Below are 15049 nucleotides of genomic sequence, written 5' to 3' on the forward strand. Positions count from 1 at the left end.
CCATATGCATGCCGCCCCCCAGCCCCGCTTGAAAGCCGCCCTCTGGGACATGGATGGCACCCTGGTGGACACCGAACCCTACTGGATCGCCGCTGAACACGCGCTCGTTGAAGCCCACGGCGGGAAGTGGTCCCATGAACAGGCCATGCATCTCGTAGGCCAGTCCTTGACGCACTCCGCGGGCATCCTTCAGGCGGCCGGGGTACGGATGGAAAAGCGGGACATCATCGACACCCTCAGCGCCCAGGTCATCGAGCGCATCAGGGCCGAAGTCCCGTGGCGGCCGGGCGCCCGTGAACTCCTCGAGGAACTGCACGGCGCCGGCGTGCGCTGCGCCCTCGTGACGATGTCCGAGGGACCCTTGGCACACGAGGTTGTGGCAAGCCTCCCCAAGCCCTACTTCGAATTCATGGTCACCGGGGACTCCGTCAGCCAAGGCAAGCCCCACCCCGAGGCGTACCTCACCGCGGTCGAACGCCTGCGCCTCTCCGACCCTGAACTGACCGTCGACCATTGCGTCGCCCTCGAGGATTCAATTCCCGGCGTTGCGGCGGCCCTGGCCTCCGGTGTCGTGACGGTGGGGATCCCACACCAGATGCCGCTGCCCGAAGACGCCGGCCGCACCACCTGGAGCACACTCGCCGGCCGCACCGTCGCCGAACTCGAACAGCTAGTCGCCGACCGCGCACGCCTGGCGGGCGCCGGCGTTCTTCTTGAAGGAGCAAACTAGGTGGCCAGCGGCGCTGCGGGCCATGGTGCCCACGGTGGACGCAAAGATGGCATACGGCTCGGCAGGATCGCCGGCATCCCGGTGTACCTTGCCTATTCCTGGTTCGCCATTGCGCTCTTCATCGTGATCACCAACGGGCCCCCGTTGGCAGCCGCATCGGGCCTGGGAGTGGCCGCCTATCTGGTCGCCTTCGCCTACGCAGTGCTGCTGGCGGTGTCGGTCCTGGTGCACGAGCTGGCCCACGCGTTCAGTGCCCGCCTGTTCGGCTGGCCCACGGACAGGATTGTGCTGAACCTATGGGGCGGTCACACCCAGTTCGAAAGCTTCACGGCGTCGCCCGGCCGTTCGGTCATCGTTGCGCTTGCAGGGCCGGCGGCCAACTTCGTGCTTGCCGGCGCCGCCTGGCCGCTGGTGGAGGCCCATGTCTTCTCAGGGGTGGCCGAAACGCTGCTGAACAGCGGGATGTGGGTGAACTTCCTGATCGGCATCTTCAACGTGCTCCCCGGGCTGCCGCTGGACGGCGGGCGCCTGGTGGAGTCCCTCGTTTGGAAAGCCACCGGGAGCCAGGAGAAGGGCACTATCGCCGCTGGCTGGACCGGCCGCGGCATCGTCGTCGTCCTGCTTGCATTGTTCATTGTGGTGCCCTGGCTGCGCGGCGAGAGGGTGGACTTCGCCCGGACAGTCATCGCTGTCCTGGTCTGCGGCTTCCTCTGGATCGGCGCCTCGGCAGCGATCAAACATGCCACCATGCGCAGCCGCCTCCGTTTCGTCAACGCCGGCGCCCTGGCCGAACGCGCCGTCGGGGTCCCGGACACAGCCAGCGTCGCAGACGCGCTGCGCCTGTCCCCGGAAGGCCGGCCCGCCGTCGTCGTGCAGGATCCGGACGGCCGCCCCAAGGCGTGGGTGATTCCCTCCTCAGCGCTGGCAGTACCGCCCGCACAACAAGCGGCGACGCCGGTCAGCGCCGTCGCCGCAGCCCTGGCACCGGGCGCTTACGTTCCCTGGAATGCCGGAGGCCAGGAGCTCATCCAGTACCTGGCCCGCCTGGACGGCGGCGAATACGCCGTGGTGGACGACTCCGGCACAGTGACCGGGCTGCTGCGGCAGCAGGCCGTCGTGAGCGCCATTACAGGTAAAGATCCCCGCCGGAGCGGGCGCGCTTAGCACCTTCCCGGTAGAGTTACCTGCCGGCCATGAATTAATCCGGACATCTGCCGCACTCCGCGGCAACGCTCCACGGCCCAGCCTTACAAAAGCGAGGAACACATCCATGAGCAGGGAAACCGCCGTCAACAACAACACTGTGGAGACCGGCGCGGACACTTCAGCAAGCCAGGCGACGGGGGCGGCGCGCCGGCGCGGACCGTTCCGGGTGGGCGAGCGTGTCCAGCTCACGGATGAACGCGGCCGCATGAACACCATCACCCTCGAGGTGGGCGGCGCCTTCCATACGCACCGCGGCTTCCTGAACCACGACGAAATCATCGGCAAGGTGGACGGCTCGGTGGTCTCCAACAACATCGGCCAGCAGTACCAGACCCTGCGCCCGCTGCTGTCGGACTTCGTGCTTTCGATGCCCCGCGGCGCAGCCGTGGTCTACCCGAAGGATGCCGGGCAGATCGTCACCATGGCGGACATCTTCCCCGGCGCCCGCGTGGTGGAAGCCGGCGTGGGTTCCGGCGCCCTCTCGATTTCACTGCTGCGCGCCGTGGGTGACGCCGGCTACCTGCATTCCTTTGAACGCCGCCAGGAATTCGCCGATATTGCCCGCGGCAACGTCGAAACCATCTTCGGCGGCCCGCACCCGGCCTGGAAGATCTCGCTGGGCGACTTCCAGGAAGAAGTGGTCCGCAGCGAGGAGCCCGGCTCGGTGGACCGCGTGGTGCTGGACATGCTCGCCCCTTGGGAATGCCTCGACGCCGTCGCCACGGTGCTGGCTCCCGGCGGCGTCTGGATCAACTACGTTGCCACGGTCACGCAGCTTTCCCGCACCGCAGAGGCGATCAGGGCTGACGGACGTTTCACCGAACCCGACGCCTGGGAGTCCATGGTCCGCGGCTGGCACCTGGAAGGCCTGGCCGTGCGGCCGGACCACCGGATGGTGGCACACACGGGATTCCTCCTGGTCACTCGCCGCCTCGCCGCTGGCGTCACCGGCATTTCCACGAAGCGCCGGCCCTCCAAGACCGAATTCAGCGAAGAGGACCTGAACGCCTGGACCCCCGGCGCGGTAGGAGAACGTGCGGTTTCGGACAAGAAACTCCGCCGCGCTGCCCGCGACGCCATCGCGGGCACGAACGTCATGGACACCCCTGGCGTGGACGGCTAGCGAAGATCACAAACTGGTCCGCATTCCGGATGTCAGAGCCTTCCCGGGCCTTTTGAGGGCTAAGGTCTATCTATAGACGCAGGAAGGGGCTGATGCTTCGTGGATACCACGAACAACGATTTCGGACTGACACCGGAAGAGTCCTCCGCAAAGGCGGAAGGGACGGTGGAACGCGGCTTGTCCGCCGTTGGACCGAAGCAGGGCGAAGGCGAGCTGACAGTCGCCGAGCGGCAGATCAACATCCTTCGCGACAAGCTCCGGCACATCGACCGGCAACTCGCGGCAGCCACCCAGAACAACAGCAAGCTCGTCACGATGCTGGAGACGGCCAAGGCCGAAATCGTCCGGCTCAAGAGCGCTTTGGAGCAGGACGGCCAGCCGCCCTACAGCTTCGGCACCATCTTGCAGATCAATCCGCGCCGCCAGTCCACCGCCGGCAACGCGGGACAGGCGGACACGGAAGAATCCGTGGACATTTTCAACGCCGGCCGGAAAATGCGCGTCGGTATCAGCCCGCTGGTCAACGTCAACCAACTGGCCGTGGGCCAGGAAGTACTGCTGAACGAGGCACTGCTGGTGGTCATGGCGCTCGGCTACGAACGTGCCGGCGAACTGGTGACCCTGAAGGAGATGCTCGGCCATGACCGCGCCCTCGTGGTCGGCCGCGCCGACGAGGAACGCGTGGTCCGGCTCTCCGGGGCCCTGCAGAGGCAACCCCTGCGCGTCGGTGACGCACTGTCCTTGGATTCGCGCACGGGCTACGTCCTGGAGAAAGTGCCCCGCGCGGAAGTCGAGAACCTGGTCCTGGAAGAAGTCCCGGACATCACCTACGAAGACATCGGCGGCCTGGGCCCGCAGATCGAGCAGATCCGCGATGCCATCGAGCTTCCATTCCTGCACCCGGACCTCTACCGCGAGCACGGACTCAAAGCGCCCAAGGGCATCCTCCTGTACGGGCCTCCGGGCTGCGGCAAGACCCTGATCGCCAAAGCGGTCGCGAACTCCCTGGCCGCCCGGGCCGGCGAGCGGGCAGGCAACACGGACCTGAAGAGCTACTTCCTCAACATCAAGGGCCCGGAACTGCTGGACAAGTACGTCGGTGAGACCGAACGCCACATCCGCCTGATTTTCGCCAGGGCCCGGGAGAAGGCTTCCGACGGCAGCCCAGTGGTGGTCTTCTTCGACGAAATGGACTCGCTGTTCCGTACGCGCGGCACCGGCGTGTCTTCCGACGTCGAAACCACCATCGTGCCTCAGCTGCTGAGCGAGATCGACGGCGTGGAGCGGCTGGAGAACGTGATCGTGATCGGTGCGTCGAACCGCGAAGACATGATCGACCCCGCAATCCTCCGGCCCGGCCGCCTTGACGTGAAAGTCAAGATCCAGCGCCCGGACGCTGAAGCCGCCGCGGACATCTTCGCCAAGTACATCACCACGGATCTGCCGTTCCACCCGAACGACCTCGCCGAGCACCAAGGCGATGTGCAGTCCACGGTCGACGCGATGATCCAGCGCACGGTCGAGGCGATGTACTCCACCGAGAAGTCCAACGAATACCTCGAAGTGACCTACGCCAACGGCGACACCGAGATGCTGTACTTCAAGGACTTCAACTCCGGTGCCGTGATCCAGAACGTCGTGGACCGGGCCAAGAAGTATGCCATCAAGGACCTGCTCACCACCAAGCAAAAGGGCCTGAGGATCGACCATCTGCTCCGCGCCGTCGTAGACGAATTCCGTGAGCACGAGGACATGCCCAACACCACCAACCCGGACGACTGGGCACGCATTTCCGGCAAGAAGGGTGAGCGCATCACCTACATCCGCACCATCGTCCAGGGCAAGGCCGGCCAGGAGCCCGGGAAGTCGATCGAGACGACCCCGAACACCGGCCAGTACCTGTGACCCCGGGACGCGAGGCGCTGCCGGGCAGCGAACTGCCGGCCGGCGGAGCCATGCGCGTGATGGGCTCGGAAACGGAATACGGCATCCACGCCCCCTCCGCCCCGGGCGCCAACGCCACCATGATGTCCGCGCGGGTCATCCAGGCCTACGCCCAGCTCACCAGGCAGCGGACCGCCGGGGGAGCGGAGACCCGCTGGGACTACACGGACGAGGAGCCGCTGCATGACGCCCGCGGCTGGACCCTGGAGCGCAGTGCGGCTGACCCCAGCCAGCTGACTGACCAGCCTCCGGTGCTCGACGCCGAAGCAGTGGCCCTCGCCTACGGCCGGCAGGAACTGGAAGCCGACGGTTCGGACGAGGCCGGCTCCCTGCTGATGAACATGGTCCTCGGCAACGGCGCGCGCCTCTATGTGGACCACGCCCACCCGGAATACTCGAGCCCGGAGGTAACCAACCCGCTCGCGGCCGTCACCTGGGACGCCGCCGGCGACCTGGTGGCCCTCGCAGCCGTCCGGAAGCTCGCGGCCGACCCGGAGCTGCCGTCCATCAATCTCTACAAGAACAACACCGACAACAAGTCCGTCTCCTACGGATCCCATGAGAACTACCTCATGCCCCGTTCGGTTCCTTTCGGGGATATAGTCCGCGGCCTCACTCCCTTCTTCGTCACGCGGCAGGTCATCTGCGGCGCGGGACGAGTGGGTCTGGGCCAGGACGGATCCCGGCCCGGATACCAGATCAGCCAGCGGGCGGACTTCTTCGAAGCCGAAGTCGGGCTCGAGACCACCATCCGCCGGCCGATCATCAATACCCGGGACGAACCACACGCCACAGCGGACAAGTACCGGCGGCTGCACGTCATCATCGGCGACGCGAACCTGAGCCAGGTTTCCAACTACCTCAAGTTCGGCACTACCGCCATGGTGCTGAGCCTGATCGAGGCCGGCCAGGCTCCGAGGATCGAACTCCATGAACCGGTGGCAGGGCTGCAGGAAGTCAGCCATGACACCTCGCTCAGCGCCACGCTCCGCCTGCTGGACGGCCGCCGGGTGACCGCGCTGGACATCCAGTGGATCTACTACGAAGCCGCGGCCAAGCTCGCCCAGGAAACCGGTGTCTCCGACGCGGTCAGCGGCGATGGACACACCCGGGGCGTGCTGGAGCAATGGGAGTCGGTCCTCACCCTGCTCGGCTCCAATCCGCCGGCCGCCGCCTCCTCGGTGGAATGGCTCGCGAAGCTGGCCCTGCTCGAGGGGTACCGCCGGCGCGACGGGCTCGAATGGTCCGACGCGCGGCTGGGCCTCGTGGACCTCCAATGGTCTGACATCCGGCCCGAGAAGGGGCTGTACTACCGGATGCTCGCCCGGGAGCGGATGCAGCGCTTGGTGGACGACGGCGCGATCGCCCGTGCCGCCGTCGAACCGCCCTCGGACACCCGGGCATATTTCCGCGGAAAGTGCGTTTCGACGTTCGGCAAACAGGTGGTCGGAGCCAGCTGGGACTCGGTCATCTTCGACGTCCCCGGCATCGGGAAACTGCAGCGGGTGCCCACCCGGGAGCCGCTTCGGGGCACGGAATCGCTGACCGGCGCACTGTTCCGGAAGCACGGCACGGCCGAAGCATTCCTCGGCGAATTGCTCGGCCCGCCACCGGCCCCGCGGGGCTGAACACCAACCCCGCGGCGCGGAGCGAATCGCCTGCGGGAAAACAGCAGCACGGCCGCCCGCACCGTGGCAGTATGGCATTACAGGGAGTCCCCGCAGCAGTTCTACCCCGGAACCGCCGCCCAGGGGCAAAGAGAATGGAGAGGGTCATGGCAGCCCAGGAACAACAACAGCCGCAGTCCCGGGACACCGAGGTCGAGGACGAGGTACCCGAGGCGCCCCCGGCCGCACCGGAAGCCCAGGCATCCGCAGCCACCCAGGGCGTGGACGACCTGTTGGACGAAATCGACGGCGTCCTTGAATCCAACGCCGAGGAATTTGTCCGCGCATTCGTGCAAAAGGGCGGCCAATAGCGGCAGGGCCCCCACCACTGCCCGGCCCACGCCGGGCCCCGGATGTCATCGTCGAAGGAGCGCAGCAGTGCAGGAGCTAACGGCCGGCTTCCCGGCCACCGAGGCAACGTCGTCATTCACCGAGTATCTGCAGCGCTCAAGACCTGAACTCCTGCCCGGCAGCCAGTTGCTCCCCGCCGGACAGCTTCCGCAGGCACCCCACGCCACCACCATCGTCGCCTTGACCTACCCGGGCGGTGTGCTGATGGCGGGGGACCGGCGGGCCACCATGGGCAATGTGATCGCCAGCAGGCACATCGAGAAAGTCTTCGCGGCCGACAGCTACTCTGTGTTGGGAATCGCCGGAACCGCAGGCCTGGCCATCGACATCACCAAACTCTTCCAGGTGGAACTGGAACACTACGAAAAGATCGAAGGCACCCTGCTCAGCCTGGACGGCAAGGCCAACCGCCTCGGTGCCATGATCCGCAGCAACCTGCCCATGGCGATGCAGGGCATGGCGGTTGTCCCGCTGTTTGCCGGCTTCGACCAGGTGGCGCAGCTCGGCCGCCTGTTCTCCTATGACGTCACCGGAGGCCGCTACGAGGAGCAGGAACACCACTCGGTGGGCTCGGGGTCGGTGTTCGCCCGGGGCGCGCTCAAGAAACTGTGGCGCCCCAACCTTTCCGAGAGCGAGGCGGTTTCCGTCGCCGTCGAGGCCCTCTATGACGCGGCCGACGACGACTCCGCCACGGGCGGTCCCGATCCGGTCCGGCAGCTCTGGCCCGTCGTGTACACCGTTAACAGTGCAGGCGCCCGCAGGGTACCGGACCGTGAACTGGCCGCCATCGCCGGCCGGATCGCAAGCTCGCGCACGATCGAAGGAAGGGAGGCCTGACATGACCCAGCAGTTCTACGTTTCGCCCGAGCAGCTGATGAAGGACCGCGCGGATTTCGCACGCAAGGGAATTGCCCGGGGCCGCTCCGTCGTCGTGATCAGCTGCGCCGACGGGATCGCCCTCGTGGCCGAAAACCCCTCCCCGTCCCTGCACAAGCTCGGGGAAATCTACGACAAGATCGCTTTCGCAGCGGTCGGCAAGTACAACGAATTCGAGAGCCTGCGCCAGGCCGGAGTGCGCTATGCGGACGTCCGCGGTTACTCCTACGACCGCGAGGACGTCACCGCGCGCGGCCTCGCAAGTGTCTATGCGCAAAGCCTCGGTGCGGTGTTCACCGCCGAACAGAAACCCTTCGAGGTAGAACTCGCGGTGGCAGAAGTGGGCCGGGACCAGGCCTCCGACCACCTGTACCGGCTGACCTTCGACGGCTCGATCGCCGACGTCAACGGCTTCGTGGCCATGGGGGGCCTGGCAGAGCAGGTCTCCGAAGCTCTTGAAGCCGGGTGGAGCCCCGAACTCAGCCTGGCCGGTGCGCTCCGGCTCGCGGTCCGCGCATTGGCCGCCGACAAGGATGCGGACGCCCTGCCCGGAACGGCCGTGGAGGCGGCGGTGCTCGACCGCGGCTCCGAAAGCAGCCGCGGCTCACGCCGTGCTTTCCGACGGCTGTCCGCCGAAGAAATTGTTCGCTCGCTGGAAGGGGAGGCCTGACATGGACAAGAGGATTTTCGGAATCGAAACCGAGTTCGGGATCTCCTACTCGAGCCCCGATTCACGGCCACTCGCGCCGGAGGAGGTTGCCCGGTACCTGTTCCGCAAGGTGGTCAGCTGGGGCCGGTCCTCCAACGTCTTCCTCACCAACGGGTCCCGCCTCTACCTCGACGTCGGTTCCCACCCCGAATATGCCACGGCCGAATGCGACGACCTGGCCCAGTTGATCGCCCATGACCGGGCCGGCGAACTCATCCTCGACGACCTCGTCGACGAGGCCCAGAGCAGGCTCGCCGCCGAAGGGTTCAACGGCACCGTGTACCTGTTCAAGAACAACACCGACTCTGCAGGGAACTCCTACGGCAGCCACGAGAACTACCTCATCCCGCGGCGCGGCGAGTTCTCCCGGCTCGCAGAGATCCTCATCCCGTTCCTGGTGACCCGGCAACTGATCGCCGGTGCCGGCAAGGTCCTGAAAACCCCGCACGGGGCCACCTTCGCCTTCTCCCAGCGGGCGGACCACATCTGGGAAGGTGTCTCTTCCGCGACCACCCGTTCCCGGCCGATCATCAACACCCGGGACGAGCCGCACGCCGACGCCGAGTTCTTCCGCCGGCTCCACGTCATCGTGGGCGACTCCAACATGTCAGAGACCACCGCCCTGCTGAAGGTCGGCACCGTCGACCTGCTGCTTCGGATGATCGAAGCCGGGGTGATCATGCGGGACATGCGCATGGAGAACCCCATCCGCAGCATCCGCGAGATCTCCCACGACCTCAGCGGGAAGGCCCTGGTCCGGCTGGCCAACGGCCGCCAGTTGACCGCTTTGGAAATCCAGCGCGAATACCTCGACAAAGTCACCGAATTCGTGGAGGCCAATGGCGCCCACAACCCGCATGTACCCCTGATCCTCGACCTTTGGGGACGTACGCTCGACGCCATTGAAAGCGGCAACACCAGCGCCATCGACACCGAGGTCGACTGGGCCATCAAGAAGAAACTGATGGACGCATACATGGAACGGCACGGCCTGGGCCTGGATTCGCCACGGATCGCCCAGCTCGACCTGACCTACCACGACATCTCCAGGCAGCGCGGGCTGTTCTACCTGCTCCAATCCCGCGGAGCCGCAAGGCGGCTCCTGGCGGAGACGGACATCAAGGATGCCGTGGACATGCCGCCGCAGAGCACCCGGGCAAAGCTGCGGGGAGACTTCGTCCGGCGGGCGCAGGAACTGGGCCGCGACTACACCGTGGACTGGGTGCACCTGAAACTCAATGACCGCGCCCACCAGACGATCCTGTGCAAGGACCCTTTCCGCAGCGTCGATGAGCGCGTGGACGCACTGCTGGATTCAATGAGCTGACTCCCAGCTTTTGCCGCTACTCTGGAACTTGGCCATTTTCCAGGTCAACTCATGCGTGCCTAGGCCCGGCCCCGGCACGTGTCCTTGAGCCCCGACGAAAGTTCAACTTGTGCGCCGACTCCTTGCAATACTGATCCCTGGCCTTTTGCTGCTCACTGCCTGCGGAGGCGGTACCCCTGCGGCTCCGGAACCGAGCAGCCAGTCTGCCGGCGACGTGGCCAAGTTCGATTCCTTGAAGATTTCCGACAACGGCGACCAGAAGGCGCCGGGGCTGGAGTTCCCCAAGCCGCTGGAAGTCGCTGAACCCACGGTGAAGGAAGTCACCGAGGGCAAGGGCGACCGCATCAAAGCAGGCCAGATCGTCGAAATGTCCTACGTGGCCGTCGACGGCAAGACCGGCAAGACCCTGGAAGACACCTACGCTTCCGGTGCGCAGCCGATCGAACTCAACGACCAGCTCAAGCAGGGCAGCTCCCTGATCTACAACGTCGTCGTCGGCGCGAAGGTCGGTTCGCAGATCGCTTTCGCCGCGCCGGGCAAGGCCGCCAGCGAAGGCAACGCCGCCGGGGCGAGCCAGTTGGTCGTCTTCAAGCTCATCTCCGCAAAGGACGCACCGAAGGTCCTCGACAAGCCCGAAGGCGACACCGTCACTCCTCCGGCCGGACTGCCGTCGGTGAAGGTCAACGACGCGGGCGTCCCGGAAATCTCGGTCGACGGGGTCAAGGCACCCAAGTCCCTCATCGCCCAGGACCTCATCAAGGGCAAGGGGGCCGTGGTCAAGGCCAGCGACACCCTCACCGTCAACTACGTCGGCGTGAACCTGGTGGGCGGCAAGAAGTTCGACTCCAGTTTCGAGGACAGCTTCGGGCACAAGGGCGTAGCCACTTTCCCGCTCAGCAATGTCATCAAGGGCTGGACCCAGGGCCTGGCCGGCAAGACCGTCGGTTCCCGGGTCCTCCTGGTCATCCCCAAGAACCTCGCCTACGGTGACGCCGGGCAGGGCGAGGCCAAGGGTGACCTCGTTTTCGTCGTCGACATCCTCGGCGTCAAGTAGCCAACACAGCAAACAAACCCCACCACTCCAAGCACATATTGAGGAGCACCATGTCATTCGGACAGCGCGACTACGACCGCACCAAGCCTGAAATCGACTTCCCGGAAGGCGACGTCCCCGCCGAGCTGGTCATCACCGACCTGATTGTCGGCGCCGGCGCCGAGGCCAAGCCCGGAGACACCGTTTCCACCCATTACGTCGGCGTGGCCTGGTCCACCGGCGAGGAATTCGACGCTTCCTGGAACCGCGGCGCCCCGCTCGACTTCCGCGTCGGCGTCGGCCAGGTCATCCAGGGCTGGGACCAGGGCCTGCTCGGGATGAGGGTCGGCGGCCGTCGCCGCCTCGAGATCCCCTCCGAGCTCGCCTACGGCTCCCGTGGCGCCGGTGCAGCGATCAAGCCCAACGAAGCACTGATCTTCGTCGTGGACCTGCTCGCTGTCCGCTAGACGCGAAGCACCCGGAAGGCGGGTCAGCTGCAGGCATCGTCCGGCAGTTGACCCGCCTTCTTCGTTAACCCCGGGACTTTAGTAACGTTGCATCCGTGTCCGCATCACGTACCGAACGCCTCCTCAACCTGCTTCTTGCGCTCCTGAACACGAAGTACGGCCTCTCGCGCGCCGTCCTGCGGGAGAAGGTCTACCACGACCACGACAGCAATGACGCGGCCTTCGGACGCATGTTCGAGCGGGACAAGACGGAGCTGCGCAGCTTCGGATTCGAGATAGAGACGATCGCCGAGGCCGGCCTCTCCGCAGACGATCCGGCCACCACCCGCTACCGGATCGGCAAGGAATCCAACCGCCTGCCGGACGTCCATCTGACGCCCGCCGAAGGTACGGTCCTGGTCCTTGCGGCGATGCTGTGGGAACGCTCAGCCCTCGGCGGTGCCGCGGCCAGCGCCCTGCGCAAGCTCCAGGCATCCGGGGACCTTGGCGAAGTGGAGCTTCCGGCTGGCGTCCAGCCGCGGATCAAGCCCGCCGGGCCGTCCTTCGAAGCGATCGTGAACGCCTTGAACGCGCGGCATCCGGTCAGCTTCGGATACCGGGCTGCGAGCACAGGCCTTGAAGAACGACGGCGGGTGGAACCTTGGGGCCTCGGCAGCCGCTTCGGTCAGTGGTACCTCGTCGGATTCGACCGGGCGCGCGGAGCGAAACGCTTCTTCCGGCTGTCCCGGATGACCACGGCGGTGCAGCTTGAGACGAGGGACAGCTACGAGCTGCCCGCCGGTTTCGACGCACGGAAAGAGCTGGACGGCCTGGCCGAGCTGCCGCAGCAGGACGCGATCCTCGAGGTTGCAGCCGGCAGGCTCCTCGGATTGCGCAAGCGTTCCGTCCCGGTTCCGGGGCGCACACCCGCCCAAAGTGGCCAGGATGTGCTCGCGGTGCCGTTCCGCGACAGCGAACTTTTCGCCGAGGAGCTCGCCTCCTACGGCCCGCACGTAAGGGTTGTCGAGCCCGCGGAGCTGCGCACCGCCGTCGTACGCCGCCTGGAAGCCGCGGAAGCGGCCATTTCCCGCCCCGCCCTCCCGGTGGAATTCCCCGCCGCGTCCAGCCGTGCGCGCAAGAGGACGTCGGAGGACCAGCTGAGCCGCATGCTGCAGCTGGTCCCTTTCCTGGTCCACAACCAGGGCCTCCCCATCCAGGAAGTGGCCGACCGTTTCGGGATCAGCCGAAAGGAACTCATCGCGGACCTCCAGATCCTCATCTGCTCCGGCCTGCCCGAAGGCTATCCGGATGACCTTTTCGACATCGACTGGGAAGACGAGCACGTCTACATCCACGAACACCTGGAGCTGAACCGGCCGGTGCGCTTCAGCGAAGAAGAGGCATCCGCACTGCTGACCGGCCTGGCCACGCTCGGCAACCTTCCGGCCCAGGCCGGTCTGTCGGGTGATGAGCAGGCCAGCGCCTTGGAATCGGTCACTGTCAAGCTCGCCGGTGCTGCGGGGGAGGCCGGGCGGGTGGCAGCGTCCTTCGCGGCTCCACCGGTGGAAGCCGCAGAGGCTGGATTCTTCGAAACGGTCACTGCTGCCATCAAGGATGGCAGGCAGCTCGCGCTCCGGTATTTCTCGCCGCAGCGGGACGCCGTCTCGGAACGGGACGTGGATCCGCTGCGCCTGTATTCGCAGGACAACACCTGGTACTTCGAGGCGTACTGCCACAGCAAGGCCGCGGTAAGGAATTTCCGCCTGGACCGCATCGAGGAGCTCGTGCCGAACGGCAACACGGTGTCCACTCCGGCCAGTGCCGAGACTTCCGTTCCAGTGAAGCTCTACACGCCGAGCGACGACGACGTCGTGGTTGTCCTGCAGTTGAGCGGGCAAGGGGCGCACTTGGCCGATGACTACTACGCTGAACGCACTGCTGAACTGCCCGACGGCGGCCTGCTCGCGGAGGTCCGTTTCGGAAGCGTCGACTGGCTGCCGATGTTCATCGCCCAACACGGCGGCGCCGCCCGTATCCTGGAGCCCGCCGTCCTGGCTGAAAGCTCGGCGGCATGGGTCAGGGCCGCCCTCGGACAGTACCGAGCCTGAGGCTGGCTAGACTCTTAATATGCCTTGGTGGTCATGGATCCTGCTCTGGGTGGCGTTGATTGCGGTCTCGCTGCTTTGTTACCTGCTGCTTGGCATCGGCCTGTTCCGGAAAGTCATGGCAACTTTGCGCGAACTTACCGCTGCGGGCGCCAGGCTCGGGCACCTGCCGGCGGCCCCGGAAGCCCCGGAGGACGACGGCGGTACGCGGCGTCCAGTGCCCGGTTCCGCCGTTTTTGCCTCACCGGAACAGATGCGTCATGATTACTTCGCGGCCAAGGCCTCCCGCCGGGAGTTGCGTCGGCAGAGGCGTGTTAAGCGCAAAGCGGAACGGGGCCAACCCCAGTCTCTGCACGACATCGAATTAAGTTAGACGTAGGATGTATTCCAACGAAAGGACTTCCCCACATGAGGCTTGAAGGCTGGCATATTGTCATCATCGTCGTCCTGGCCCTGGTGCTCTTCGCAGCGCCCAAGCTGCCGTCCATGGCGCGCAGCATCGGCCAGTCGATGCGTATTTTCAAATCCGAGGTCCGCGAAATGAAGAAGGACGGTTCGTCCGAAGCGGCCAGCGGAGAACCCCCGGTGGAAGGCAAAGTGGTCGGCCACCCGGAGCAGAACGGCAAGAACGGCGGGGACACCGACCTCCCGCCGAACAACCGCGTTTGACGAGTGGTGCAAGTGAAAGGTCGGAAGGCCAATCCTGAAGGGCGCATGGCCCTGCTCGATCACCTCAAGGAACTGAAGAACCGGCTTTTCAAGTCCGCCCTTGCGGTGATCGCCGGAACCGTGGTGGGCTTCATCGTGTATCAGCCCCTGTTGGCTGCGCTCATCAAGCCGATCAAGGACCTCAACAACACCGGAGGCCGGCTCGCGGCGCTGAATTTTGATGGCGTCGCGAGCTCCTTTGACCTGATGATCCAGGTCTCGATCTTCCTGGGCGTCATCATCGCCAGCCCCGTCTGGATCTACCAGCTCTGGGCGTTCATCGTTCCCGGGCTACACAAGAAGGAACGCCGGTTGGCGTTGTCCTTCGTGGCCGCCGCGGTTCCTTTGTTTGTCGCGGGTGTGCTGCTGGCCTGGTTCGTGCTCCCCAACGCCGTGCGCGTGCTGACGGAGTTCACGCCCGAGGGCGGGTCCAACTTCATCAGTGCGGACATCTACCTGGCCTTCGTGATCAGGCTCTTGCTGGCTTTCGGCATCGCGTTTCTGATCCCGGTGGTCCTGGTGGGCTTAAATCTCGCCGGCATCATCAAGGGGCAGCAGCTCATCAAGAGCTGGCGGATCACGATCTTCCTTGTGTGCCTGTTCGCGGCCATGGCTGCCCCCGGCGCCGACGCCATGAGCATGTTCTACCTGGCTGTGCCCATGCTCCTGCTTTTCTTCGCCGCCATCGGCCTCTGCCTGCTGAACGACAAACGGCGTGCCCGCCGGCAGGTGAAACTTGCCGAGGAGACCGAGGCCACGGCGGACATCGGAACGTCAGCCTCCGATCTGGACAAGCTGTAGCCTCCAAGCCACTAGCGCCTAAC

General features: G+C 65.7%; 15 protein-coding genes. All 15 read left to right on the plus strand.

Features of this window, described 5'->3' with window-relative positions; genetic code table 11:
* Nucleotides 1-4: 4 nt before the first annotated feature.
* The 15 genes from ACZ9CK_RS08805 to tatC all read left to right on the plus strand — a co-directional run bounded on the left by ACZ9CK_RS08805 (nt 5) and on the right by tatC (nt 15026).
* A complete protein-coding gene (locus ACZ9CK_RS08805) occupies nt 5-730 on the plus strand; it encodes an HAD family hydrolase (protein WP_476049771.1) in 726 nt (241 codons plus the stop codon).
* Nucleotides 731-1894 carry a site-2 protease family protein gene (locus ACZ9CK_RS08810; protein WP_426297584.1) on the plus strand — a complete coding sequence of 388 codons (1164 nt, stop codon included), beginning with the start codon at nt 731-733 and terminating at the stop codon, nt 1892-1894.
* Between the two features lie 106 nt (nt 1895-2000).
* Nucleotides 2001-3059: a tRNA (adenine-N1)-methyltransferase gene (locus ACZ9CK_RS08815; protein WP_426297586.1), complete on the plus strand. Its 1059-nt coding sequence runs from the start codon at nt 2001-2003 to the stop codon at nt 3057-3059.
* Nucleotides 3060-3158: 99 nt separating this feature from the next.
* Nucleotides 3159-4964: a proteasome ATPase gene (gene arc, locus ACZ9CK_RS08820; protein WP_476049772.1), complete on the plus strand. Its 1806-nt coding sequence runs from the start codon at nt 3159-3161 to the stop codon at nt 4962-4964.
* Nucleotides 4965-5014: 50 nt separating this feature from the next.
* On the plus strand, nt 5015-6631 hold the full coding sequence (dop, locus tag ACZ9CK_RS08825; RefSeq protein WP_476050879.1) for a depupylase/deamidase Dop: 1617 nt from the start codon (nt 5015-5017) through the stop codon (nt 6629-6631).
* A gap of 146 nt (nt 6632-6777) precedes the next feature.
* Nucleotides 6778-6981, plus strand: a complete 204-nt coding sequence (locus ACZ9CK_RS08830) for a ubiquitin-like protein Pup (RefSeq protein WP_426297590.1) — start codon at nt 6778-6780, stop codon at nt 6979-6981.
* Nucleotides 6982-7048: 67 nt separating this feature from the next.
* Nucleotides 7049-7858, plus strand: coding sequence for a proteasome subunit beta (gene prcB, locus ACZ9CK_RS08835; RefSeq protein ID WP_426297592.1), 810 nt, complete (start codon nt 7049-7051; stop codon nt 7856-7858).
* A gap of 1 nt (nt 7859) precedes the next feature.
* A complete protein-coding gene (gene prcA / locus ACZ9CK_RS08840) occupies nt 7860-8567 on the plus strand; it encodes a proteasome subunit alpha (protein ID WP_426297594.1) in 708 nt (235 codons plus the stop codon).
* A gap of 1 nt (nt 8568) precedes the next feature.
* Nucleotides 8569-9933: a Pup--protein ligase gene (gene pafA / locus ACZ9CK_RS08845; protein WP_426297596.1), complete on the plus strand. Its 1365-nt coding sequence runs from the start codon at nt 8569-8571 to the stop codon at nt 9931-9933.
* Between the two features lie 109 nt (nt 9934-10042).
* Nucleotides 10043-10987 carry an FKBP-type peptidyl-prolyl cis-trans isomerase gene (locus ACZ9CK_RS08850; protein WP_476049773.1) on the plus strand — a complete coding sequence of 315 codons (945 nt, stop codon included), beginning with the start codon at nt 10043-10045 and terminating at the stop codon, nt 10985-10987.
* A gap of 50 nt (nt 10988-11037) precedes the next feature.
* Entirely contained in the window at nt 11038-11433 is a 396-nt protein-coding gene (locus tag ACZ9CK_RS08855; protein WP_476049774.1) for an FKBP-type peptidyl-prolyl cis-trans isomerase, read from the plus strand.
* A gap of 95 nt (nt 11434-11528) precedes the next feature.
* Nucleotides 11529-13520 carry a helix-turn-helix transcriptional regulator gene (locus tag ACZ9CK_RS08860; protein WP_476049775.1) on the plus strand — a complete coding sequence of 664 codons (1992 nt, stop codon included), beginning with the start codon at nt 11529-11531 and terminating at the stop codon, nt 13518-13520.
* A 19-nt stretch (nt 13521-13539) separates the two neighbouring features.
* Nucleotides 13540-13890, plus strand: coding sequence for a hypothetical protein (locus ACZ9CK_RS08865; protein WP_426297604.1), 351 nt, complete (start codon nt 13540-13542; stop codon nt 13888-13890).
* A 35-nt stretch (nt 13891-13925) separates the two neighbouring features.
* Nucleotides 13926-14186, plus strand: a complete 261-nt coding sequence (tatA, locus tag ACZ9CK_RS08870; RefSeq protein ID WP_426297606.1) for a Sec-independent protein translocase subunit TatA — start codon at nt 13926-13928, stop codon at nt 14184-14186.
* Nucleotides 14187-14231: 45 nt separating this feature from the next.
* On the plus strand, nt 14232-15026 hold the full coding sequence (tatC, locus tag ACZ9CK_RS08875) for a twin-arginine translocase subunit TatC (protein ID WP_476049776.1): 795 nt from the start codon (nt 14232-14234) through the stop codon (nt 15024-15026).
* Nucleotides 15027-15049 lie beyond the last annotated feature (23 nt).

It is taken from the genome of Arthrobacter sp. TE26545 (genome assembly GCF_056279005.1).

What these genes read in the sequence shown, in the direction of transcription:
- ACZ9CK_RS08855 (WP_476049774.1), top strand. Translation starts at nt 11,038, where the DNA reads ATGTCATTCGGACAGCGCGACTACGACCGCACCAAGCCTGAAATCGAC.
- prcA (WP_426297594.1), top strand. Translation starts at nt 7,860, where the DNA reads ATGACCCAGCAGTTCTACGTTTCGCCCGAGCAGCTGATGAAGGACCGC.
- ACZ9CK_RS08805 (WP_476049771.1), top strand. Translation starts at nt 5, where the DNA reads ATGCATGCCGCCCCCCAGCCCCGCTTGAAAGCCGCCCTCTGGGACATG.
- dop (WP_476050879.1), top strand. Translation starts at nt 5,015, where the DNA reads ATGCGCGTGATGGGCTCGGAAACGGAATACGGCATCCACGCCCCCTCC.
- ACZ9CK_RS08815 (WP_426297586.1), top strand. Translation starts at nt 2,001, where the DNA reads ATGAGCAGGGAAACCGCCGTCAACAACAACACTGTGGAGACCGGCGCG.
- tatC (WP_476049776.1), top strand. Translation starts at nt 14,232, where the DNA reads ATGGCCCTGCTCGATCACCTCAAGGAACTGAAGAACCGGCTTTTCAAG.
- ACZ9CK_RS08830 (WP_426297590.1), top strand. Translation starts at nt 6,778, where the DNA reads ATGGCAGCCCAGGAACAACAACAGCCGCAGTCCCGGGACACCGAGGTC.
- ACZ9CK_RS08865 (WP_426297604.1), top strand. Translation starts at nt 13,540, where the DNA reads ATGCCTTGGTGGTCATGGATCCTGCTCTGGGTGGCGTTGATTGCGGTC.
- pafA (WP_426297596.1), top strand. Translation starts at nt 8,569, where the DNA reads ATGGACAAGAGGATTTTCGGAATCGAAACCGAGTTCGGGATCTCCTAC.
- tatA (WP_426297606.1), top strand. Translation starts at nt 13,926, where the DNA reads ATGAGGCTTGAAGGCTGGCATATTGTCATCATCGTCGTCCTGGCCCTG.